The following is a 22,923-nucleotide window of genomic DNA, read 5'->3' on the forward strand; positions in this document are numbered from 1 at the left end:
ACGGTAGATGGGCGTGAAACGGGAATTCCGATCGATTATGCACGATGAGATGATCATGTCACATCATTCGATTGCGAGGAACGTCATGACCCAGACTGCCACTGCCACCCGGATCGGGATCGACCGCTACGGCGACGCCGGCGTGCTGCGCCGCGTCGATGCGCCCGTCGCGCCGCCCGGCGCCGGCGAGGTGCGGATCCGCCAGACTGCCGTCGGCGTGAATTTCGTCGACATCTATTTCAGGACCGGCGCGCATCCGTTGCCGGCACTGCCGGACGCGCTGGGTGTCGAGGCGGCCGGCGTGGTCGACGCGGTCGGGCCCGGCGTGACGGGGCTGGTGCCGGGCCAGCGCGTCGCGTATGCGGGGCTGCCGACCGGCAGCTACGCGAGCCTGCGCACGCTGCCTGCCGAGCGCGTGGTGCCCGTGCCCGACGGCGTGAGCGACGACGCGGTCGCGGCCGGGCTGCTGAAGGGCATTACCGTCTACATGCTGCTGCACCGCGTGCGCCACGTGGGGGCCGGCGACACCGTCCTCGTGCACGCGGCGGCCGGCGGCGTCGGGTTGCTGGCGACGCAGTGGGCGCGCGCGCTCGGCGCGCGGGTGATCGGCACGGTCGGCTCGGCCGCGAAGGCGGCACGGGTGCGCACGCGAGGGGCGGAAGTGGTGGTCGACTACCGCGAGGAGGATTTCGTCGCGGCGGCGCGTGCGTTCGGCGGCGGCGCGGGCGTCGACTATGCGATCGACGGGATCGGCGGCGACGTGCTGACGCGCACGCTCGGCGCGGTCCGGCCGTTCGGGATGGTCGCGAGCATCGGGCAGGTTGCCGCGATCGGCGCCCGGCAGACGATCGACCTCGATGAACTGGGCCCAGCCCGCTCGATCGCGCTGGCGCGGCCGAGCGTGCTGGGCTTCATCGCGCGTGACGTGGCGGGGTATCGGGAGGCGGCGCGCGCGACGCTCGAACGGCTCTCGGGCGGGATGCACGTGGAGATCGGCGCGCGGCTGCCGCTCGACCAGGCGGCCGACGCGCATCGTTTGCTGGAATCGCGACAGACGACGGGCGGGGTGGTGCTGGTGCCGTGACGGCGGACCGCGCGTCGTGAACGGTCGCCTCGCTGCGCCGCTCTGCGGACAGGCGGCGGAGCCACGGTGCCGCTGCGTGCCCGCCGATCAGTGATGCTTGCGCAGCGGCGCGCTTTCGACGAACCACGCGAGCACGAAAGCGATCGCGATCACGCACGCGGCCGAGAGATACACCACGTGCAGCGACCCGGCGAACGCATGCAGGTACGCCTCGCGCACCGCATCCGGCAACTGGTGCACGACCGCCGGACCGAGCGCGGGCGGCAGCTCCGTGCCGGCCGGCAGCGCCTGCGTGATTCGCGACTGCAGCCCGTGCGAGAACAGCGCGCCGAACGCGGCGACGCCGAGCGAGCCGCCGATCGAGCGGAACAGCGTCGCGCCCGACGTCGCGACGCCCATGTGCCGGAACTCGACCGTGTTCTGCACGGCGAGAGTGAGCACCGGCATCACCATGCCGAGCCCGATCCCGAGCAGCGCCATGTAGGCGTACATCGTGTGCAGCGGCGTGTCGAGCGTCAGCGTCGACAGCAGCGCCATCGCGATGCCGCCGATCAGCGTCCCCGCGATCGGAAACGGCCGATACGTGCCGAGCCGCGAGATCAGCCGGCCGCTCGCGACCGACATCGCGAGCATCCCGCCCATCATCGGCAGCAGATGCATCCCGGCCTGCGACGGCGTCGAGCCCTTCACCACCTGCAGATAGAGCGGAATGAACGTGACCGAACCGAACAGCGCGATGCCGACGACGAAGCCGATCAGGCTCATCAGCACGAAGGTGCGCTGGCGGAACAGTTCGAGCGGCATGATCGGCTCGGCCGCAAGCCGTTCCTCGTAGATGAAGCCGCCGATCGCGACCACGCCGAGCACCAGCGTCATCCACAGCTGCGCCGACGACCACGGCAGCAGCGAACCGCCTTCGCTCGTGAACAGGATCACGCAGGTAAGGGCCGTTGCGAGGAACGCGGCACCCATATAGTCGATCCGGTGCTTCACGTGCGCGGTGTGCGGCCGGAACGCGACGCCGATCACCGCGAGTGCGACGAAGCCGAGCGGCAGGTTGATCGTGAAGATCCAGCGCCACGACAGATGTTCGACCAGGAAGCCGCCGAGCAGCGGCCCGACGATCGTCGCGAGGCCGTACACGCCGCCGAACATCCCCTGATAGCGCGCCCGGTGGTCGGGCGGCACGAGGTCGCCGATCGCGGCCATCGTGACGACCATCAGCCCGCCGCCGCCGAGCCCTTGCAGCGCGCGCAGCACGATCAGCTGCGTCATGTCCTGCGCCATGCCGCACAGCGCGGAACCGGCGAGAAACAGCACGATCGCCGCCTGCAGCACAATCTTGCGGCCGTACAGGTCGCCGAGCTTGCCGTACAGCGGCAGTACGACCGTCGACGACAGCAAATACGCCGTGACCACCCACGACAACTGGTCGAGGCCGCCGAGCTCGCCGACGATGGTCGGCAGCGCGGTCGATACGATCGTCTGGTCCAGTGCGGACAGCAGCATGACGAGCAGCAGCGCGGCGACGATCAGCCCGGTCGGCGCGTCGCGACGGGCCGCTTCGGCGGCCGGTGGGGCAAGGAGGGTATCGGTTCTCATCGAGATATCTGCCATGGCAGGGAATTGGTCGAAATATAGAGTCAATTCGTTGCCTAGTCAATTTCTGCCGTACCTGAATTTATTGCATCGGTAACAGAAGATTGCGGGCCGGAAAATTGATCGCGATCAGCCCGGCAGCGGGCGGGGCTCAAGTTTTTTGCAGGCTAACCGTAATCCAGAGTGCCGCGGACCGATTGCCGCGGCACTCTTTACCGCTCACGTCCCGTCATGAACCTGAACGCCCTGTTTTCCCGCTTCTCGATCCGTACGCGGATTTTTTCCACGCTCGGCCTCGTCGCCGCGCTGCTCGTTGTTTCGGGCCTGATCGGCCTGACCGGCATGCAGAGCTCGAACCGTGCGCTCGACGAGGCCTATACGCGCCAGCTGGCCGCGAAGACCGCGTTGTCCGCCGCGAGCCTGAACCTGACGATCGTGCGCACCACGCTCGACCGCGCGCTGCTGCATCCCGAAGCGCCGGAAGTGCCCGATCTCGTCAACAAGGCCGAGAACTATCTCGCGAAGGCCGACGCCGCGTGGCGCACTTACGCGACGATGCCGCACGACGGCGACGAAGGCCCGCTCGCGACGCGGCTCGACGCCGCGCGCCAGGCGCTGATCGGACAGGCGTTGAAGCCGTTGATCGACGCGATCCGCGCGGGACATCGCGACGATGCCGACCGGCTGCTGATGACGGTCGCGCCGCCGCTGTCGGTCGCGCTCACGCAGGCGACCGATGCGCTTGACGCGTACCAGGCCGCGCGCGGCAAGGACGTCTACGACACCGCGCAGACCTATTACGGCTGGATGCGCGCGGGCGCGATCGCCGGCATTGCGTTCGGTCTCGCCGCGTGCCTCGGCTGCGCGATCGGCCTGCATTTCGCGATCACGCAACCGGTGAACCGTCTGCTGTCGCATTTCCGCCGCCTGTCGGACGGCGACCTGACGTCGGAAGTGCGCTGGTCGTCGCGCGACGAGATGGCCGAGCTGGTCAAGGGCGTGACGGGCATGCAGCGCAGCCTCGCCGATACGGTGCGCCAGGTCAGCCAGGGCTCCGAAGCGATCTCGACCGCGACGCACCAGATCGCGGCCGGCAACACCGACCTGTCGCAGCGCACGGAGGAGCAGGCGTCCGCGCTGCAGGAGACGGCCGCGAGCATGGAGCAGCTGACGGCGACCGTGAAGCAGAACGCCGATCACGCGGTCGAGGCGCAGGCGTGCGCGGACAACGCGAGCGAGATCGCGACGCGCGGCGCGGCGGTCGTCGGCGAAGTGATCGGCACGATGAACGAGATCGACCAGAGCTCGCAGAAGGTGGCCGACATCATCGGCACGATCGAGGGCATCGCCTTCCAGACCAACATCCTTGCGCTGAATGCGGCGGTCGAAGCCGCGCGCGCGGGCGAGCAGGGCCGCGGCTTCGCCGTGGTCGCGGGCGAAGTGCGCACGCTCGCGCAGCGCTCGGCGTCGGCCGCGAAGGAGATCCGCACACTGATCGGCGAGTCGGTCGAGCGTGTCGCGACGGGGTCGCGGCTGGTCGGCGTGGCCGGCGCGACGATGCAGGACATCCAGCAGGCGATCGGCCGCGTGACGGGCATCATGACCGAGATCGCGGCCGCGTCGAACGAGCAGCGCGACGGGATCGAGCAGGTGAACCGCGCGGTGTCGCAGATGGACCAGGTGTCGCAGCAGAACGCGGCGCTGGTCGAGCAGGCGGCGGCAGCCGCCGCTTCGCTCGAGGAGCAGGCCGACGGGCTGCGCCGGGCGGTGGGGGCGTTTCGCGTCGCGTGACGTGCGGCGGCGGGCGGGGCGGTCGGTCCCGCGCGCACCCGCCGCCCGCCGTGTCAGCCGCCCGTGAGTTGCGCGGCCGAGCGCGCCGACGCGACGAGCAGCAGCTTCATCGTCGCGCGCGTCGCGCCGACGAACAGCTTGCGGGCCGCGCGCGCATCGAGCGTGTCGAAGTCGATCTCGGTGAGGATCACGCACGGTGCGGACTGCCCCTTGAAGCGATAGATCGAATCGAGCAGCACGTCGCCTTCGCGATATTCAGGGTTGCCGAACAGATCGTACTTGCCCGTGAAGCGCTTGACCCGATGCGGGCCGAGCTGGTCGAGCCGCGCGAGCACCGAGCTTTCGCGGCCACGATACGACAGCACCGCGATGTCCTGCTTGCGAAAGCCGAGTGACAGCGCGTGCGTGATCGCGCGCTTGGTCGCGTCGATGCACGCGTCGGCGAGCGCGTCGCCCGCGCCGTCTTCCCCGTATGACGACACCGTCGGATCGGAACCGTCGAACGGGCTGCCCGAGCGCAGTTCGGCCGCGAGCGGCTCGACGCGGCCGACGACGTCGCGCACGAATTCGAGCAGGTCGCGCGGGCTGCGGTAGTTCGTCAGCGCCTTCAGCGTGACCCAGCCAGGCAGCGCGACGGGCTCGCGCAGATAAAGGTTCTGCAGCGGATCTTCCAGCCACCACCATGCGCCGTCCGGTGCCAGCAGGCGCTCCAGTGCGGCCGCCCACGGCGCATGGAAATCCTGACCTTCGTCGACGATCAGCACATCGAAGCGCCAGCGTTCCGGAACCGGCGCTTCCGCGAAGTGCGCCTCGAGCCGCTCGAACGCGCCGGGCGCGTCGAAGTCGGGCGTATAGCCGCCGTCGCGGGCCACCCAGTCGCACAGCTGATGGTAGTTCGCGATCTTCGCGCCGGGCGGCGCGATGCGCGCGATGTAGTCGGCGAGCGGCCGGTTGAAGCATACGTAAAGCACGCGCTTGCCGGCCGCGACCGCATCGCGCATCGCCTGCACCGCGAGCTGCGTCTTGCCCGAGCCGGCGGTGCCCGTCACGCGCAAGCGGAACGGCGTGAACTCGAGCTGGCGCGCCCACGCGGCAAGCCCGCCAGACAGCCGAGTGACGAGCGTGCCGGCCTGCCCGACGAGCGCGCTCGTGTCGGGCGTGAGCGCCAGCTCGTCCGCGAGGAAATGATGCAGCTTCGCTGCGTTCGGCAACGGTTCGTCGTGCTCGGGCAGGATCTGCAGGATCACCTGCGCGAGCTGCGCCTTGCGCGACGCGTCGACGATGCGGTCGGCCGCGACGCCTGCGATCGCCGTCTCGCGGATCGCGTAGTCGGGGCAGTACAGCAGCGCCTCGACGCCGTAGACACCCGCGCCGAGCGCGGCGGTCAGCCGCCGGTGCAGCGTCTCCTGCGTGCGCGCGAGCTGGATCGGGACGTTGCGCTCCTTCTGCAGGTAGACCTTCACGAGCCCCTTCGGCGTTTCGCGCAGGAAGCCGGCCTTCTGCTCGATCAGCAGCACGCGGCCGGCCGGGCTCACGACGACGAACGCCGCTTCGCCGAACACCGAGAAGCCCTGGTCGGCACGCGTCCAGTGCACGCCGTGATAGACGGTGTAGCTGTCCGGCAGCGCGTGTTCGAGGGCGGCAAGCGTCTCGCGCTCGCGTTCGGCCGCACCGGTGGCGGCGAGGTTTTTCCAGTCGTCGGGAATGAGGCGGGCCATGAAGTCGGGCGGCGCAGGCCGGTCGTGAACAGGGTCCGGCTATTGTACTGAGGAACCGGTTCACGGCCGCCGCGCCGCGCGGGCGCCGGCCATGCGAAAGAGGGGGCGTGCGTGCGGGAATTACCCGCGTGCGAGCCGCTTCGCGAGATCGGCGCTGAGGATCGCCATGCGTGCGGGCTTTTCGTAGCAGACGACGTCGAATGCGCGGATCACTTCGCTGATGTCCGCTTCGCTCGCGCGGCCCGTGAGCAGGTCGCCCGTCAGCACGAAGATGGGCGCGCCCGGATTGTCGGACGTGCGCACTGCCTTGATCGCGGTGGCGGCCGTGCCGTCGTCGAACAGCCATTCGGTGACGACCGCGTCGAACGCCTGGCCCTGCAGCGCGTCGACGAACGGCGCGAGCCCGTCGAATGCGGCCGTCGCGAAACCCTGCCGCTCGAGATAGCGGCACAGCTCGGTCGCGCTGACGCGATCGGGATCGATCACCGCGACGACGAGCTTGTCGCTCTCCGCGCGGCGCGGATAGATCTCGATCTTGTGCACGTCGTACGCGTTCTGGTACAGCACGCCCGTGTGGCGCAGCACGCGCCAGCGGCCGTTCTGTTCGTACGCGACGAACTCGGGGCGCGCGCCGGCTTCGAGCGGCGCGCCGATCCAGGCGGTACACGGAATTTCGGCGACACCGGCGTACAGGACGGCTTCCTGCGAATAGGCGCCGACCATGCCGGGGTCGAGCGTCTGCGCGCCGAACAGTTGAGCGGCGGGCTCGCCGTACGCTTCGGCGACTTTCTTGATCTGCGCGAGCGTCCATGGGCTGCTGCCGCGCAGTTTGCGGTGACCCTGCGAAAAGCTCAGGTCGAGGATGCGGCACAGCTCGGTGGTTTGCTGGCGCTTGCCGATGCCGTTGCGAGTCATTAGCTCGCGCACGCGCTCGGCAACCGCGAGGGAATCCGTGGTGATTGCTTCAGTGGTCATGCTACGGGAACGGATCGTGACGTTCAGAACGACGCCTTGCGGCAGTCTCGGCGGACAGTCTTGACGACGTCCAGGGGCGAGCCGACCGGCCACGCGCGGAAAAGATAACTTTACCGCAAAACGACTGTCATTCAATGTCGCAAAAGGTGCGTTTCTGTGAAAGGTGTGTCACGACGTTACGCGCGATCCGGCGGCGTGTGCCGCGCGCCGCTGCCCCGCTCGCAACCTTCAGGCACGGATCGCGAGGGGCCTGGACAGGATTCCTTGTCTGGCCGCGCGTAATTGCGTCGCGCTGCCGAAGAATTGCACCAGAGTAGGGCGAATTCATGACCGGGAACCGCGGCATCATGTCACTCTGACGGCGACAAATTTTTACAGGACGTCGTGCGCCGGGCTTGACGGAATCGCGTCTTATACGCGGATTGTTTGACGGTTTACTCTAAAAAACCGATGCTGCCCCGTTTCGGGGGAGGGCGTGAATGCGGCGGGGGCCCGTGCTACGATTTCGCGGTCTCAAAATAGTGTTGAAGCGATGCAGAAGAAATTTGTGATGCGCGGGTACGAGATGAACTGCGAACCGCGCGTGACGGAGGACGGCAAGTACGCCGCCCAGGTCGAGGTCACGAAGCTGGGTTTCAGCCGCGAGGCGGCATTCCGCAAGCTGGGCGAATTCGATACCGAAGCGGATGCCGTCGCCTATGCGAAGAAGTTCTCCGAAGAATGGCTGAGCCGCTACGCGTAGCGCGTCGTTCGGCCGTGCAGGACGGGTACGCTCATTCAACGCGAAAAACACGACGCACGTTCCGAATGCCCGGCGTGGATGGCATTGGCGAAGCACCGCAGGATCGCCGGTTACACGGCGATCCTCCAGTGTCCATCTCTTGAGAAGTGCGAACCGATGGATCGACGCGCGCGCCATCGCGGCCATCGATCGACGGCGGCCGAATGCGATCGACCTACGCCGGCATGTACGTGAACGGTTCGCCGTCCTCGCGCTCGACCGACAGCAACCGCTTGAGTTGATCGAGCGCGAACAGCTGCGTGCCTTCCGCCGCCGCTTCGGCTATCGCGGCATCGACGAGTTTCCTCGCGCGCGCGAGGATCACGGATCGCTGGCGCGCGATCTCGAGCACCATGCGTTGCTCGATGTTCTGCCTGCTCGATTGCTTGTCGCTCAGGTGGCGCCAGCGATCGCGAAGCTCTGCCCAGGTGACGCGCTGAAATTCCGGAATCGCGTGCGGGAGCGTGCCGGCTTCCGCGGGCTCGGGCCGCGCACGCAATGCACAGCGCAGCGCTTCGCGGGCGCGCCACTCATCCGAAAACGGCGCATACACGTCACGCGTGCGGCCGATCGGATTCGCGCGTTCGATCTCCTTGTCGAGCAGGTAGCCGAGCCGCCGCAGCGCGGAGCCATGCGCGAGCATGGCCGGATCCAGCACGCGGATCCGGCGCGACGCATCCGCGACGTGCGCTTTCAGTTCCCACAGCGTCAGGCGGAGGTGCTGCACTTCGAGTATCAGGCGCTGTACGTCTGCGTAGGTGCACTTCGTCCACCATTCGGTGAGGTCGTTCAGCTTCGGGGGATCGAATGGGGGGAGGATCATTTTTACTGCAGCGATACTGTATGGATGTACAGTTTATCGCGCGGTAACATAGCGCCGTCAAGGCGAAAAAATGGGGACGGCCGATGAGCGGAAAACGACCGGCAGCGGGGCTGCGGCCGGTCCGTTCATCGCGCGTCCCGCACGTTCGCCAGCCCCGTCCGGAACCCGACCGCATGATCCGGTGCATGCCATCGCGAACGTCGATGGATGCGCCGGACGTATCAACGCCAACAGAGAACAATGACGACAACCTATCCGCTGCATGACACATTGACGCACGCCGACACGGCGTTTCCGGCCGAAGCCGACATCGTGATCGCCGGCGCCGGCATCATGGGCTGCGCGGCCGCCTATTACCTCGGCCTGCGCGGCCTGAAGGCCGTCGTGCTCGACAAGTCGCGCATCGCCGGCCAGCAATCGACGCGCGCTTGGGGCTTCGTGCGGCAGCAGGGCCGCGAGTCCGCCGAAGTGCCGCTGATGATGGCCGGCATGCGGATCTGGGAAGGGCTCGAGCAGGCGCTCGGCTTCGATCTCGAATGGCGGCAGGGCGGTTGCCTCTATATGGCGGACAACGAAGACGACTGGGCATCGTTCCAGGCGTGGCTCGCGGTCGCACGCGAACACGGGCTCGACACGCGCACGCTGACACGCGCGGAAATCGACGCGCGCGTGACCGGCCTGTCGGCGCAAGCGCGCACGCTCGGCGGGTTGTATACGGCGACCGACGGGCAGGCCGAGCCGCGCCGTGTGGCCGCCGCGTTCGCGGCGCGCGCGACCGAAGCCGGCGCGCGTTTCTTCGAAGGCTGCGGCGTGACGGCGATCGAGACGGCCGGCGGCGCGGTCGTCGGCGTCGTGACCGAGCGCGGCACGATCCGCACGCGACGCGTGATCTGCGCGGCCGGCGCGACCAGCTTCCGGCTGCTCGACGGCGTCGGCATCCGGCTGCCGCAGCAGGCCGTGCGCGGCACCTGCATGCGCACCAACGTGCTGCCCGACGTGTCCGCATCGACGATCTGGGGGCACGGCCTCGGCATTCGGCAACGCAGGAATGGTGCGATCAATCTCGCCGACGACATGCAGGTCGACGTCGACCTGACGCTCGGCCACCTGCGCGGCTTGAGCCTGTTCTGGCCGGAGTTCTGGTCGCAGCGCGAGAAGTTCCGGCTGCATCTGAATGCGGCGGCGTGGCGGGATGCCTGCGCGCGCATCGGCGGTGGCGGCGGCGCGATCGAGCCGCGCGATCCGCAGCCGCAGCCGAATCGCGCGCATGCGCCGCGCGCGCTCGCGAAGCTGAAGGCGATCTTTCCCGCGCTGAAGGACGCGCAGATCGTCGAGGCCTGGGCCGGCCTGATCGACGTGGTGCCCGACGGAATTCCGGTGATCGACGCGCCTGGCACGCCGTCCGGGCTCGCGATCGCGACCGGCTTCTGCGGGCACGGCTTCGCGATGGGGCCGATCGTCGGACGGCTGCTGGCCGAATGGGTCGATACGGGCGAGCCGTCGCTCGACCTGTCGGCGTTCCGTGCACGGCGTTTCGCCGACGGGACGATGGTGCGGCCGCGCAGCATGCTGTAGCGGACGTGCGCGCGTGTTCCCGTCGTAGAATCGAGCCCGCAATCTTCAGGAGATTCCCCGTTGGCAACGCCCTCCGACAAGCGCCGCCCGTTGCGCTCGCGCCTGCGTCGTACCCGCGATCCATGGCGGGCGCCGCGTGCGCGCACGCTGTTCACGCGTCCGGCGACGTCGCCGCGGCGCACGCTGCTGTTCCGTCTCGGCGCGGTCGTGGTGCTGTGCGTGCTCGCGTTTCTCGTGCTGTATCTCGATCGCGACGGCCTGCGCGATTCGACCAAGAGCACGCCGATGAACGTCGCGGACCTCGTGTACTTCACGATGGTCACGGTCGCGACGGTCGGCTACGGCGACATCGTGCCGGTCACCGCGCGCGCGCGTCTGATCGATGCGTTCTTCATCGTGCCGATCCGCATCGGCATCTGGTTCATCTTCCTGGGCACGGCATATCAGTTCGTGATCCAGCGCGTCATCGAGGAATTCCGCATGAAACGCCTGCAGAAGCAGCTGTCCGATCATATCGTCGTATGTGGCTACGGCCTGTCGGGGTCGATCGCCGTGCGCGAGCTGCTCGAAAGCGGCGTCGATCCGTCGACGATCATCGTGATCGACGCGCAGCAGCAGGCGCTCGAGGCCGCGACGTCGCTCGGCGTGACCGGGCTGCTTGGCGATCCCGCGCACGAGGATCTGCTGCAGCAGGCGCAGGTGCGCGCGGCGAAGGCCGTGATCATCTCGGTGACCGACGACCCGACCGCGATCCTGCTGACGCTGTCGGTGCGCAGCATCGCGCCGGAGACGAAGATCGTCGTGCGGATCCAGGAGAACCTGTATCAGCGGCAACTGCGGCAGGCGGGCGCGGACGTGATCGTGTCGTCGACGAAGATCGGCGCGCTGCTGCTCGCGGACGCGGTGCACAGCCGCTATATCGTACCGTTCGTGAACGACATGCTGTCGACGCGCGGGCGGGCGACGCTGCTGGAGCGCGAGGCGTTGCCGCACGAAATCGGCTGCATGACGAACGTCGTGCCGGGCGCGATCGTCGTCGGGCTCGATCGCTGCGGGAAGATCCATTCGTTCTACGAGGATCCGCCGTGCCGGATCGAGGCGGGCGATACGCTGGTCGTGATCCAGTCGGCTAGGATTCCGGACCCGGACATGTGAGGGCCGGTTGGGCAATAACCCGGCATGGCAGCCACTGCCGCGCCGTGACCTGTGCATCCCCGCTTGATAAGCCACCGCGCGTTATTTAGTATGACGTAATCGCGTCGTGCGCCGCGCACGAGCGTGATCATCGAGGAGACACATGCAATTCAGGTCGGCGGCGCCCCAGACGATCGTCGTGATCGGTGTCGTGATTGCCTGCGCGCTCATGGGTCTGTGCGTGCTGCAGTTGTTCCAGAGCCGCAACGACGCGCTCGAGCGGGCGAGCGAAACTTCCCGCAATCTGGGCCTGATCGCCGAGCGCGACATCGAACGCAATTTCGAACTCTACGACCTGTCGCTGCAGGCGGTTATCGCCGGGCTTCAACGTCACGACGTGAAGGCTGCACCGGCGACCTTGCGGCGCGCGGTGCTGTTCGATAACGCGATGACGGCACAGTTTCTCGGTTCGATGCTGGTGCTCGACGCCGGCGGCAACATCGTCCTCGATTCCGCCAGCGACGTGCCGCGCCGCGGCAATTTCGCCGATCGCAAGTACTTCACCGTCCACCGCGACAATCCGGATGCAGGGCTCTATGTCAGCGACCCGTTCCCGTCCCGCCTGCGCGGCGGCTCGCTCAGCATTGGGCTCACGCGGCGGATCTCGAACCCCGACGGCTCGTTTGCCGGCATCGTGCTCATCGCGGTCAACCTCGAGTATTTCCATCAGCTGTTTGCCGGCCTGTCGCTCGGACAACATGGATCGATCTCGCTGATCGGCAACGACGGCGTGATGGTGATGCGTCAGCCGTACGACGTCCACACCATCGGTCGCGACATCAGCCAGGCCGCGACGTTCAAGCGGTTCCAGGCCGCGCGTGAGGGTGTGTTCTCCGAAACCGCGTCGCTCGACGGCGTGCGTCGCCTCTACTACTTCAGGCACCTGCCGAAGCTGCCGCTGATCGTCATGGTCGCGGAAGCGGAGCAGGATATCTATGCGGCATGGCGGCACCGCGCCGTGACGATCGGCGCGCTGGTGGCGACGTTCGGCGCCGCGTTCATCGCGGTGTCCTTCATGCTCGCCACGCAGCTCCGGCACCGGATGCGCGCCGAGTCGGAACTCGTGCTGCTCGCCCGCACCGATGGTCTCACCGGCCTGAACAATCGCCGCAGCTTCGCGGAAGTGCTGGAACGCGAATGGCGTCGCGCGCGGCGCGCACGATCGGTTTTCTCGTTGCTGTTCGTCGATGTCGATCGCTTCAAGGCCTATAACGATACCTACGGCCATCAGGCGGGCGACGACGCGCTGGCTGCGGTCGCGCGCTGCATCGGCGAGAACATCCGACGGCCGGCCGATACCGCGGCCCGCTATGGCGGAGAGGAATTCGTCGTGCTGCTGCCCGATACGTCCGAGCCGGGCGCCGCCCAGATTGCCGAACGGATTCGCGCAGCGATCGACGAGCTGCCGCTCGAGCACGCCGGCAGCGAATACGGGCATGTCACGGCCAGTATCGGCCTGGCGAGCTGGACGCCCGAGCACGATGCCGAGGCCGCCGCCGTGATCAAGGCAGCCGACGAGGCGTTGTACTACGCAAAGGCGACCGGCCGGAACAAGGTTGCCGCCTTTCAGCCGCCGGCATGACGCGGGCCACGACATGCGGCCGCAAGACGTTATGACGTACACCGAATAATTTATCGATTTATATCGGTTGGGAATGCCGGATCGCGAGAACAGAATCATCGCTTCCGGAACCCGAATGCATGTGTGCCGGCGCTCCAGCATCCACTTGTCCTGTGATGGTGACCGCGTGTGCACGTGTCGGGTTCCTGTCTCGACGTAGACTTCGCCGGCCATGCGGCGAACAAGGGAATGCGATGAGTTCGATCGACCTGAACGCTGTCACGCCGGTTTCCGCGCCCATTCGCTCGGCGAGCGATGTGGCGCGCCTGATCAATTCGACGGACAGCTCCGTCGGCCACGCACGGATGATCGTGCTGCTCGCGCTCGGCGGCGTGTTTCTCGATGCGTACGATCTGACGACGCTGTCTTACGGCATCGACGACGTCTCGCGCGAATTCGGCCTGACGCCCGCGCTGACCGGGCTGGTCGGCTCGGCGATCATGATCGGCACGATCTTCGGCAGCCTGATCGGCGGATGGCTGACCGACAAGATCGGCCGCTACCAGGTGTTCATGGCTGACATGCTGTTCTTCGTGATCGCGGCGATCGCGGCCGGCCTCGCGCCGAACGTCTGGGTGCTGATCGGCGCGCGCTTCGTGATGGGGCTTGGGGTCGGCATCGACCTGCCCGTCGCGATGGCGTTCCTCGCGGAATTCTCGAAGTTCAGCGGCCGCGGCAACAAGGCGTCGCGGCTCGCCGCATGGTGCCCGATGTGGTACGTCGCGTCGTCGGTGTGTTTCCTGCTGATCTTCGGCATGTATTTCCTCCTGCCGGCCGAGCATGCGGGATGGCTGTGGCGCGCGTCGCTGATCTTCGGCGCGGTGCCCGCGCTCGTCATCATCCTGGTCCGGAATCGCTTCATGAACGAATCGCCGTTGTGGGCCGCGAACCAGGGCGATCTGGCCAATGCCGCGCGCATTCTTCGCGAGTCGTTCGGCATTCACGCCCATGAAGCGGACGATGTGCCGCGTGCGCCGAGCCAGCCGCCCGTGCGGATTCGCGTGCTGTTCCAGCGTCCGTATCTCGGACGAACGATCGTCGCCAGCGTGATGAACCTGTGCATTCCGTTTGAATACACGGCGATCGCGTTCTTCCTGCCGTCGATCCTGTCGCAGTTTCTCGGCGCGGGCGTGTTCGAGACGATCGCGGCGTCGCTTGCGCTGAATGTGCTGTTCGCGTTTACCGGCGGCTTGCTCGGCATGCGCCTTGCGTATCGATATCCGTCGCGCCACGTCGCGATCGCCGGTTTCGCGCTGCAGTTCGTCGCACTCGTCGCGCTCGCGCTGGCGGGGCATCCGCATGGCGCACTCGCGGTCGGCCTCGTGCTGCTGATGCTCGGCACCTGGCTGTTCGCCGAGGGCTTCGGGCCGGGTGCGCAGATGATGATCTATCCCACGCTGTCCTATCCGGCGGCGATCCGCGGCACGGGGGTCGGCTTCGGGCGCTCGCTGTGCGGAATCGGCCAGGCGCTCGCGCTGTTCGTGCTGCCGATCCTGCAGGCCCGTCTCGGCACGGACATGTTCTGGGTCGTCGCAGTCAGCGCGGCCACGCCGATCGTGTTCCTGTTGATCGTGCGCCATGAACCGACGGCGCGCGATATCGACGACGAGGCGGCGGCGTGAAGGCGGGCCTTGCCGGGATCCGCAAAACAAGTTCGCCGCAACGCCGGCCTTCGCGCTACAGTTGGCGTCATCCGCCTTCCGCCGAAGGCCGACCCGGGGTCGAACCATGCAACTTCAAACCGGCAACCTGTTCAATGTCGAAGCAACGCGCGGCAACGACGAGCGGGTCGATGTGCTCGTCGCCGGCGCGCGCCTGAACGTCGAGCGGATCGTGTCACTGGGGCATACGAGCCCCGACGGGTTCTGGTATGACGATTCGCGCGCCGAATGGGTGGTGCTGCTGTCGGGCGCCGCGGTGCTCGAGTTCGAAGCGGACGCGACGCTGCACGACATGCGCCCCGGCGACTACGTGCTGATCGAACCGCATTGCCGGCATCGCGTCGCGTGGACGCATCCCGACGAGCCGAGCGTCTGGCTCGCGATCTATCACGATCGCTGAAACGCGCGGGGCGCCGCGTTACCCGCGCCCCACGAACGGCATCGTGGTCGCCATGATCGTCATGTTCAGGATGTTCGTATCCAGCGGAAGATTCGCCATTTGCACGACCGCGTTCGCGACATGCGTGACGTCCATCCGCGCCTCGGGCGCCATGCGTCCATCGGCCTGCAGCACGCCTTCCGTCATGCGATCCGTCAGCGACGTCGCCGCGTTGCCGATGTCGATCTGACCGCACGCGATGTTGTACGCGCGGCCGTCGAGCGCGAGCGACTTGGTGATGCCGGCCACCGCGTGCTTGGTGGCCGTATACGCGATCGTGTTCGGGCGCGGCGTATAGGCGGAGATCGAGCCGTTGTTGATGATCCGGCCACCCTGCGGCGTTTGCGCCTTCATCACGCGCCACGCGGCCCGCGCGCACAGAAAGACGCCCGTCAGGTTCGTCGCGACGACGTCGTTCCATACGTCGAACGCGTATTCGTCGAGCGGAACGGCCGGCGCGTTGCGGCCGGCATTGTTGAAGAGGACGTCCAGCCGCCCGAACTGCCGCGCGATCTGCGCGAACGCGTGTTCGACCGATGCTTCGTCGGTGACGTCGGCCGGAAACGCGTGCGCGTCGCCGTGGGCGGCGACGATTGCCTCTTTCGTCTCACGCAGCGATGCTTCCTTGCGTCCGATCAGCGCGACGGTATATCCGGCGTTCGCGAGTGCGATTGCCGCCGCGCGACCGATGCCGGATCCGGCGCCCGTGACGACGGCGATCTTCTTCGAGACAGACATGGCTTGATTCCCTGCGGGTTGGGTGAGGAAAGCGGCGGCGGCCGCGCGATGCACTCGCCGTGCGCCGGTCGAAGCGACATGCTACCGCGCACGCCTAATTTCGCGACGCGCGCGACTATTTCCTGCGCGCCGGCGGGGCCTTCCGTGCGCGCGTTCCGGTTTCCGCGAACAGGCTGACCACGACCTCCCGCAACCAGCGGTTGCCTTCGTCCTGATTCACGCGCGCATGCCACAGCATGTGAATCGGCGCGCCTGGCAGCGTGACCGGCAACGCGCGCCAGCCCAGCGAAAACGGCGCCGCGAGCTGCAGTGCAAGATGTTCCGGCACGGTCGCGATCAGGTCGGTGCGCTGCAGGATGTAGCCGACGCTCATGAAATGCGGCACCGTCAGCCGCACGCGGCGTTTCACGCGGCGCCGCTTCAGCCATTCGTCCACCTGCCCGTGACCGGTGCCCGCCGACACCACGACCAGATGCTCGGCGTCGCGCCACGCGTCGACCGTCAGCGGCGCGTCTTCGAGCGGATGCCCGCGCCGGAACAGGCACACGTAGCGCTGATCGAACAGCCGGCGCTGATAGAACCCGCCCTGAAGTTGCGGCAACAGCCCGATCGCGAGATCGACGCGGCCGTCGGCCATCTCGTCGCGAAGGTTGACGCTCGTGTTGCGCACCGTATTGAGCGCGATGCCCGGCGCTGCGCGCGACAGGTGTTCGAGCAGCGCGGGCAGAAACACGACTTCGCCGATATCGGTCATCCCGATCGTCATCGTACGCGACGCGCGCAGCGGATCGAACCCGGTCTCGGGGTTGAGCGCGGCATGCAGCGTCGACAGCGCGTGCGCAACCGGTTCGGCCAGGCGCAGCGCGAACGGCGTCGGGACCACGCCGCCCGGGCCGCGCACGAACAGCGGATCGCCGAGCCGGCGGCGCAGCTTCGCGAGCGCGTTGCTGACGCCCGGCTGGCTCATGTTCATCTGCTCGGCGACGCTCGACACGCGCCGTTCCTGCATCAGCCGCTGAAACAGCAGCAACAGATTGAGGTCGATCTCGCTCAGTTCCATGGTTCGGCGTGGCCTCCGGTCATTCCGTTCAGTGATGAAGCGGATTCCCGGCATTTTATTGTGGGATGACGAGACGCTGCTGAAAATACCGACACGGCGCAAGCATTCGACAGGCGCGCCGGGCAGGTCACGCGCGCCGCGCGCCTCGACCACGCATTACTTGAATATTGGAGACACGTTCATCATGCAGACGAAACTGAGGATCGCGATCGTCGGTGCCGGCATCGGCGGCCTGACGCTGGCGCTTGCATTGCGCGAACAGGGCATCGACGCGCAGCTGTACGAGCAGACCGACGTGCTGCGCGAGGTGGGGGCGGCCGTCGCGCTGTCGGCCAACGCGACGCGTTTCTATGAACGGATGGGATTGCGCCCGGCTTTCGACGCGGTGTGCGCGGAGATCCCGGGCCTCGTCTATCGCGACGGACGCAGCGGCGCGGTGATCGGCCATCATCGCGGGGAGCCCGACTATCGACGGCAATTCGGCGGCTCGTACTGGGGCGTGCACCGCGCGGACCTGCAGGCGATTCTGTCGAAGGCGGTCGGGGTCGAGCAGATTCATCTCGGCCATCGGCTCGTCGATCTCGCGCAGCATCCGGAACGCATCACGCTGACCTTCGCCAACGGCGAACGTGTCGACGCCGATCTCGTGATCGGTGCGGACGGCGCGCGTTCGATCACGCGGCGCTGGATGCTCGGCTACGACGACGTGCTGTATTCGGGTTGCTCGGGTTTTCGCGGCGTGGTGCCGGCCGAGCGGATGGACCTGCTGCCCGATCCCGAGACCATTCAGTTCTGGGTCGGGCCGCACGGTCATCTGCTGCACTATCCGATCGGCGACAACGGCGACCAGAACTTCCTGCTGGTCGAGCGTCATCCATCGCCGTGGCCGTCGCGCGACTGGGTCATGCCGGCGGAGGAGGGCGAGCAACTGCGCCTGTTCGGGGACTGGCATCCGGCGGTGGTGCAGATGATCACCGCGGTGCCGATCAGCCAACGCTGGGGGCTGTTCCACCGGCCGCCGCTCGGCCGCTGGAGCCGCGGGCGCGTGACGCTGATCGGCGATGCCGCGCATGCGCTGGTGCCGCATCACGGGCAGGGCGCGAATCAGTCGATCGAGGACGCGATGGTGCTGGCCGCGCAACTGGCGAAGGCGGGGCCGGGCAACTGGCGCGAGGCGCAGGAGGCTTACGAGCGGCTGCGGCGCGGCCGCACGCGCAAGGTGCAATACGCGTCGATTTCCGCGGCCGACGTGCTGCATCTGCCCGACGGGCCGGCCGCGCAGGCGCGCAATGCGCGGCTCGGCGCGCGCGACAGCGTGCTGCATCACCTGGACTGGATTCACGATTTCGACGCACTCGCCGACGAGCCGAGCGAGCGGCAAGGCGGGACGTGGCTTTGACCTGACAGGCGCGGCGCGAGCGGCGGCAGTGCGCCGGGCGACCGGTGCGGCGGTTACGCGGTCGTCCGTCGGGAATGCGGTCCGGCCGCGCAGCCGTCACGCGTAGTCGGCCACCAGTTCCGCATCGCGCTTGACCTGTTCGATGTCGCGAAACCGCGCGGCCGGATGCGCGTCCGGCAGCCGCGCCGACCCGCCGAACAGCTTCTCACGCAGCGTGCCCGGCGCGTATTCGGTCGGATAGACACCGCGCCGCTGCAACTCCGGCACCAGGTAGCGCACGATGTCCTCGAAGGTTTCGTGCGCAACGGCATACGCGAGATTGAAGCCGTCGACGTCGGTCGCGGCGACCCATTCCTGCAGGATGTCGGCGACGGTCCGCGCGGAACCGACGAATACGGGCCCCATCCCGCCGATGCCGCCCCAGGCCGCCAGTTCCTCGATCGTCCATGCGGTATCGCCGCCGGCCAGATGCTCGACAGCCGACACGATCGCATTCGTCTCGACGCGCCGGACGGGATCGGTCGGCGCGTACTGGCCGAAATCGATGCCGGTCCAGCCGGACATGAACACGAGCGAGCCGTCGTACGAGACATAGCGGCGGTACTCGTCGAATTTCGCCTGTGCCTTTTCGTCGGTCTCGTCGACGATCACGGTGACGAGGTTGTAGATCAGCACGTCGTGCGGGTCGCGACCCGCGGCCGCGGCTTGCGCACGCACGTCGGCGACATAGCGCGCGAGTTGAGGGCGCGTCGGCGCGGCGACGAACACGCATTCGGCGTGTCGAGCGGCGAACGCCTTGCCGGGGCCGGACGCGCCGGCCTGGAACAGCACCGGCGTGCGCTGCGGCGACGGTTCGCACAGGTGATAACCGGGCACGTCGAAGAAGCGCCCCTTGTGGCCAATCTCGTGCACCTTCTCCGGATGCGTGAACACGCGGCCGTCGCGATCGCGCACGACCGCGCCGTCTTCCCAGCTGCCTTCGAACAGCTTGTACAGCACCTCGACGTATTCGGCCGCGACCGCATAGCGGTCGTCGTGCGTGCGCAGCCCGTTGTCGCCGACGTTCTTCGCGCCGCTTTCCAGATACGACGTGACGATATTCCACGCGAGCCGGCCCTTCGTGTGATGGTCGGCGGTCGACAGCCGGCGCGCGAACGTGTACGGATGCTCGAACGTCGTCGACGCGGTGATGCCGATGCCGAGATGCTCGGTCGCCATCGCGATCGGCGCGGCGAGCTGCAGCGGATCGTTGACCGGAATCTGCGCGGCCTGATGCAGCGCGTGGTAGTTGCTGCCCTGGTAGACGTCGTAATAGCCGATAACGTCCGCGATGAAGATCGCGTCGAAGATCCCGCGCTCGAGCACGCGCGCGAGATCGGTCCAGTAGTCGAGATCCTTGTACTGCCACGAACGATCGCGCGGATGCACCCACAGGCCGGGCGACTGATGGCCGACGCAATTCATCTCGAATGCGTTGAAGCGAATGGTCTTGCTCATCGTGCGGCTCCCGATTCCGTGCCGGCGCCTGCACTTGCACCATTGCCGACGCGCCAGACGAACGGCGGCGTGCGTCCGTTGATGACCCAGTCGCCGACGATCCGCGCCTTGTAGACGAGCGGATTGTGCGACGACACCGTGCGCGCGTTGCGCCAGTGACGATCGAGCGCGGTCGTACTGCGCGTCGCGGAGGCGCCGAGCGCGTCGAACAGGCGTGTCGCCGCGCGCAGCACGAGTTCCGACACGACGAGCTGGCTTTGCGCGGATTCGATTTCGGCCGCGACGTTCGCGGCACGTTCAGCCTCATCGTCGCCACCGAAGCGTGCGACGTACGCCTGCTGCAGCGGCTGTGCGGCGCGCAGCGCGAGCGCATCGGCCGCATAGGCCCACGACGCGATTTCGCCGATCACCTGCTGAAGTTGCGCATCGTCGCCGGCGCGCGCTGCGTTGCCGTGGCTGTATACGCGCGAGCGGTTGCGCACGAGTTCGCCCGCGTCGCGCACGATCGCATGGCCGATGCCGGCCAGCGTGGCGACATGGAACAGCTGGTAGAACGCGGTCTGGTATTTGAAGCGGCGTGCGAAATCGATCACGTTGTCGGCGTCGACCGCCGCATTCTCGAAGCGTGTCGTGCCGCTGCCGGTCGTCGTCTGGCCGAAGCCGTCCCAGTCGTCGTCGCGGATCACGCCGGGCTGCGCGGTGGCGACCGCGACGATCACGTCGCTGCCGTCGTGCGCGCGCTGCGCGAATACGTCGATCCAGTCCGCGAACAAACTGCCGGTGCTGTAGAACTTGCGGCCGTTCAGCACGAACCGGCCGTTCTGCTCCGACACCTTGGTGATCGTCTGGCCAAGCGGGACGTCGCCGGCTTCCGACCATGCGTTGCCGACGAGCTGGCCGCTCGCGAAGCGGTCGAACCACGTCGTGCGCAGCGGCCCGGGCGGCGCGTTCAGCCAGTCCTCGACGAACGCGAAGTGCCCGCGCAACGCCTGCGGCAGATTGGAATCGGCGGCGGCGAGTTCGGTCAGCAGCCGGAACAGCTGCGGCAGCGATGCGCCGGCACCGCCGTCGCGCACCGGCAGCCGTATCGCGCCGAAGCCGGCGGCCTTGAGCCAGCCGATCGCTTCGTGCGGCAGTTCGCGGCGGCGTTCGCGCTCGGCGGTGCCGGCGGCGATGCGCTCGAAGAGGGGGCGAAAGCGGCTCGCGAGTGCATCGTAGTCGGTGCCGGTGGAAAGATCGGTATCTGCGTGCGACGAAGTCATGCGGTGTTCCTCGAAGGGCGGGGCCGTTTGCATCGGGATGCCAGTATAGGAAGCACGCCGCGCGCATTCCAATAACGGATTCGCAGATCGTTATCGTCGCAGCGCATTACGCGGATCAACGACGGAAGGCGTCGACGCTCGGGCATCGATTGCGATGCCGAAGCGCGGAGGCGGACGTCGTTCTGTGCAATGTAGTTTGTTATCCGAAGGAATATCGATACGAGAATCGCTCGGTTTGCCGGCTTGCGTGACGCTGCTAGATTGAGTGCTTTCGTCATTCGACAGGAGAGCTCGATGTCAGATACGAGTGCGACGATTCAGGCGCGCCCGGCCGACGCAGGACCGCAGGTTGCCCGCGTAATCGCCGACGACGCGCAGGCGATCGCGGTCGCGCATGCACTTGCGCAGCGGCTGGCCGAAGGGGCAGCAGAACGCGATCGCGAGCGCCGGTTGCCGCGCGACGAGATCGAATGGTTCTCGCAGTCGGGGCTGTGGGCGATCACGGTGCCGAAGGCGTACGGCGGGGCGGGTGTATCGCACGTGACGCTCACCGAGGTGATCAAGATCGTTTCTGCGGCCGATCCGTCGCTCGGGCAGTTGCCGCAGAACCACTTCGGGCTGGTCGACGTGATCGCGCTGACCGGCACCGACGCGCAGAAGCGCCATTTCTTCGCCGAAATTCTCAGCGGCAAGCGTTTCGGCAACGCTTTCTCGGAGAAGGGCACGAAGCATGTGCTCGACCTGAAGACGCGCGTGCGGCGCGACGGCGACGACTATCTCGTCGACGGCACGAAGTTCTACTCGACCGGCGCACTGTTCGCGCACTACGTGCCGGTGCTCGGCCTCGACGATGCGCGGCAGGCGTGGCTCGCGTACGTCCCGCAGCCGACGCCCGGGCTGACCGTGATCGATGACTGGTCGGGCTTCGGGCAGCGCACGACCGCAAGCGGCACGGTGGTGCTCGACAGCGTGCGCGTGCCGGCTTCGCATGTGCTGAACGCGCAGCGCGTATCGGACGAACCGACGCTCAACGGCCCGCTGTCGCAGATCATCCAGGCGGCGATCGATGCCGGCATCGCGAGGGCCGCGATCGCCGATACCGAGACGTTCGTGCGCACGCGCACGCGGCCCTGGGTCGACAGCGGCGTCGAGCGCGCGGTCGACGATCCGTTGATCGTCCGCGAGATCGGCCGTCTGCATATCCAGCTGCATGCTGCGGAAGCGCTGCTCGAACGCGCGGCGCACACGCTCGACGAGATCGGCGCGCGCGGCACCGTGACCGACGACGATGTCGCGCGTGCGTCGGTCGCGGTCGGCGAGGCGAAGGTGCTCACGACCGAGATCGCGCTGCTCGCGGGCGAGAAGCTGTTTGAGCTGGCCGGCACGCAGTCGACGCTCGCCGAGCACAATCTCGACCGGCACTGGCGCAATGCGCGCACGCACACGCTGCACGATCCGGTGCGGTGGAAGTATCACCTCGTCGGCAACTACTACCTGAACGGGGTGCGGCCGGCGCGTCACGCGTGGAATTGAACCGACGCTTTCGCGAGCCGCAATGTCGCGCGCGCCAGCCATGCTGCGCAGCACGGGCCGTCTCCCGGGCGAACGTTCCGTCGCATCGCTGAGCCGCATGCCGCCCGGACTTTGTCCTGCGCGGCATGCGAGCCGTTCTTTCGTCCCGCTGGGCTGAAATCGGTGCCGGCCCG

The 22,923-nt window shown here is 67.5% G+C and carries 18 protein-coding genes; 10 read left to right on the forward strand and 8 right to left on the reverse strand.

Translation table 11 applies throughout. The features are described 5' to 3' along the window. Positions 1–85 precede the first annotated feature (85 nt). On the forward strand, positions 86–1,084 hold the full coding sequence (locus ACT2FV_RS02990; protein ID WP_174910368.1) for a quinone oxidoreductase family protein: 999 nt from the start codon (positions 86–88) through the stop codon (positions 1,082–1,084). Between the two features lie 87 nt (positions 1,085–1,171). Here the strand turns inward: ACT2FV_RS02990 and ACT2FV_RS02995 are convergent, their stop codons facing one another. After that, on the reverse strand, positions 1,172–2,686 hold the full coding sequence (locus tag ACT2FV_RS02995) for an MDR family MFS transporter (RefSeq protein ID WP_444503170.1): 1,515 nt from the start codon (positions 2,684–2,686) through the stop codon (positions 1,172–1,174). A gap of 228 nt (positions 2,687–2,914) precedes the next feature. On the opposite strand from ACT2FV_RS02995, the gene ACT2FV_RS03000 reads away from it, so the two are divergent. After that, positions 2,915–4,474, forward strand: a complete 1,560-nt coding sequence (locus ACT2FV_RS03000) for a methyl-accepting chemotaxis protein (protein ID WP_124623140.1) — start codon at positions 2,915–2,917, stop codon at positions 4,472–4,474. Between the two features lie 53 nt (positions 4,475–4,527). Here the strand turns inward: ACT2FV_RS03000 and ACT2FV_RS03005 are convergent, their stop codons facing one another. Together ACT2FV_RS03005 and ACT2FV_RS03010 are read right to left on the reverse strand one after the other, a co-directional pair. After that, positions 4,528–6,192, reverse strand: coding sequence for an ATP-binding domain-containing protein (locus ACT2FV_RS03005; protein ID WP_059607118.1), 1,665 nt, complete (start codon positions 6,190–6,192; stop codon positions 4,528–4,530). Between the two features lie 120 nt (positions 6,193–6,312). Next, a complete protein-coding gene (locus tag ACT2FV_RS03010) occupies positions 6,313–7,167 on the reverse strand; it encodes a helix-turn-helix domain-containing protein (RefSeq protein ID WP_059607120.1) in 855 nt (284 codons plus the stop codon). 532 nt (positions 7,168–7,699) lie between these two features. On the opposite strand from ACT2FV_RS03010, the gene ACT2FV_RS03015 reads away from it, so the two are divergent. Next, on the forward strand, positions 7,700–7,909 hold the full coding sequence (locus ACT2FV_RS03015) for a hypothetical protein (protein WP_059464641.1): 210 nt from the start codon (positions 7,700–7,702) through the stop codon (positions 7,907–7,909). Between the two features lie 214 nt (positions 7,910–8,123). On the opposite strand, the gene ACT2FV_RS03020 is transcribed toward ACT2FV_RS03015, so the two are convergent. After that, positions 8,124–8,771, reverse strand: coding sequence for a hypothetical protein (locus ACT2FV_RS03020; protein ID WP_059607122.1), 648 nt, complete (start codon positions 8,769–8,771; stop codon positions 8,124–8,126). A 240-nt stretch (positions 8,772–9,011) separates the two neighbouring features. On the opposite strand from ACT2FV_RS03020, the gene ACT2FV_RS03025 reads away from it, so the two are divergent. The 5 genes from ACT2FV_RS03025 to ACT2FV_RS03045 all read left to right on the forward strand — a co-directional run bounded on the left by ACT2FV_RS03025 (position 9,012) and on the right by ACT2FV_RS03045 (position 15,222). Continuing rightward, a complete protein-coding gene (locus tag ACT2FV_RS03025; RefSeq protein ID WP_444503171.1) occupies positions 9,012–10,346 on the forward strand; it encodes an NAD(P)/FAD-dependent oxidoreductase in 1,335 nt (444 codons plus the stop codon). Between the two features lie 60 nt (positions 10,347–10,406). Then, entirely contained in the window at positions 10,407–11,501 is a 1,095-nt protein-coding gene (locus ACT2FV_RS03030) for a potassium channel family protein (RefSeq protein ID WP_174910358.1), read from the forward strand. Positions 11,502–11,643: 142 nt separating this feature from the next. After that, complete coding sequence (locus ACT2FV_RS03035) at positions 11,644–13,122, forward strand: sensor domain-containing diguanylate cyclase (RefSeq protein WP_444503172.1); 1,479 nt, start codon at positions 11,644–11,646, stop codon at positions 13,120–13,122. 233 nt (positions 13,123–13,355) lie between these two features. Next, on the forward strand, positions 13,356–14,783 hold the full coding sequence (locus tag ACT2FV_RS03040) for an MFS transporter (RefSeq protein ID WP_151050060.1): 1,428 nt from the start codon (positions 13,356–13,358) through the stop codon (positions 14,781–14,783). Positions 14,784–14,889: 106 nt separating this feature from the next. Beyond that, a complete protein-coding gene (locus tag ACT2FV_RS03045) occupies positions 14,890–15,222 on the forward strand; it encodes a cupin domain-containing protein (protein ID WP_124623124.1) in 333 nt (110 codons plus the stop codon). An 18-nt stretch (positions 15,223–15,240) separates the two neighbouring features. Here the strand turns inward: ACT2FV_RS03045 and ACT2FV_RS03050 are convergent, their stop codons facing one another. Together ACT2FV_RS03050 and ACT2FV_RS03055 are read right to left on the reverse strand one after the other, a co-directional pair. Then, complete coding sequence (locus tag ACT2FV_RS03050; RefSeq protein WP_059607135.1) at positions 15,241–15,999, reverse strand: SDR family oxidoreductase; 759 nt, start codon at positions 15,997–15,999, stop codon at positions 15,241–15,243. 115 nt (positions 16,000–16,114) lie between these two features. After that, positions 16,115–17,059, reverse strand: coding sequence for a LysR family transcriptional regulator (locus ACT2FV_RS03055; RefSeq protein WP_124904093.1), 945 nt, complete (start codon positions 17,057–17,059; stop codon positions 16,115–16,117). Between the two features lie 184 nt (positions 17,060–17,243). Here ACT2FV_RS03055 and ACT2FV_RS03060 point away from each other — a divergent pair, with 184 nt between their 5' ends. Then, a complete protein-coding gene (locus tag ACT2FV_RS03060; RefSeq protein WP_444503173.1) occupies positions 17,244–18,458 on the forward strand; it encodes an FAD-dependent monooxygenase in 1,215 nt (404 codons plus the stop codon). A gap of 96 nt (positions 18,459–18,554) precedes the next feature. On the opposite strand, the gene ACT2FV_RS03065 is transcribed toward ACT2FV_RS03060, so the two are convergent. Continuing rightward, entirely contained in the window at positions 18,555–19,955 is a 1,401-nt protein-coding gene (locus ACT2FV_RS03065) for an LLM class flavin-dependent oxidoreductase (RefSeq protein ID WP_444503174.1), read from the reverse strand. After that, positions 19,952–21,217, reverse strand: coding sequence for an acyl-CoA dehydrogenase family protein (locus tag ACT2FV_RS03070; RefSeq protein ID WP_124623115.1), 1,266 nt, complete (start codon positions 21,215–21,217; stop codon positions 19,952–19,954). The genes ACT2FV_RS03065 and ACT2FV_RS03070 overlap by 4 nt, the downstream gene beginning before the upstream one ends. Before the next feature lie 294 nt (positions 21,218–21,511). Here ACT2FV_RS03070 and ACT2FV_RS03075 point away from each other — a divergent pair, with 294 nt between their 5' ends. After that, positions 21,512–22,750: an SfnB family sulfur acquisition oxidoreductase gene (locus tag ACT2FV_RS03075; RefSeq protein ID WP_444503175.1), complete on the forward strand. Its 1,239-nt coding sequence runs from the start codon at positions 21,512–21,514 to the stop codon at positions 22,748–22,750. Positions 22,751–22,923: the final 173 nt, after the last annotated feature.

It is taken from the genome of Burkholderia sp. PR2, from assembly GCF_052372875.1.
In the GTDB taxonomy this organism is placed as follows: domain Bacteria; phylum Pseudomonadota; class Gammaproteobacteria; order Burkholderiales; family Burkholderiaceae; genus Burkholderia; species Burkholderia diffusa.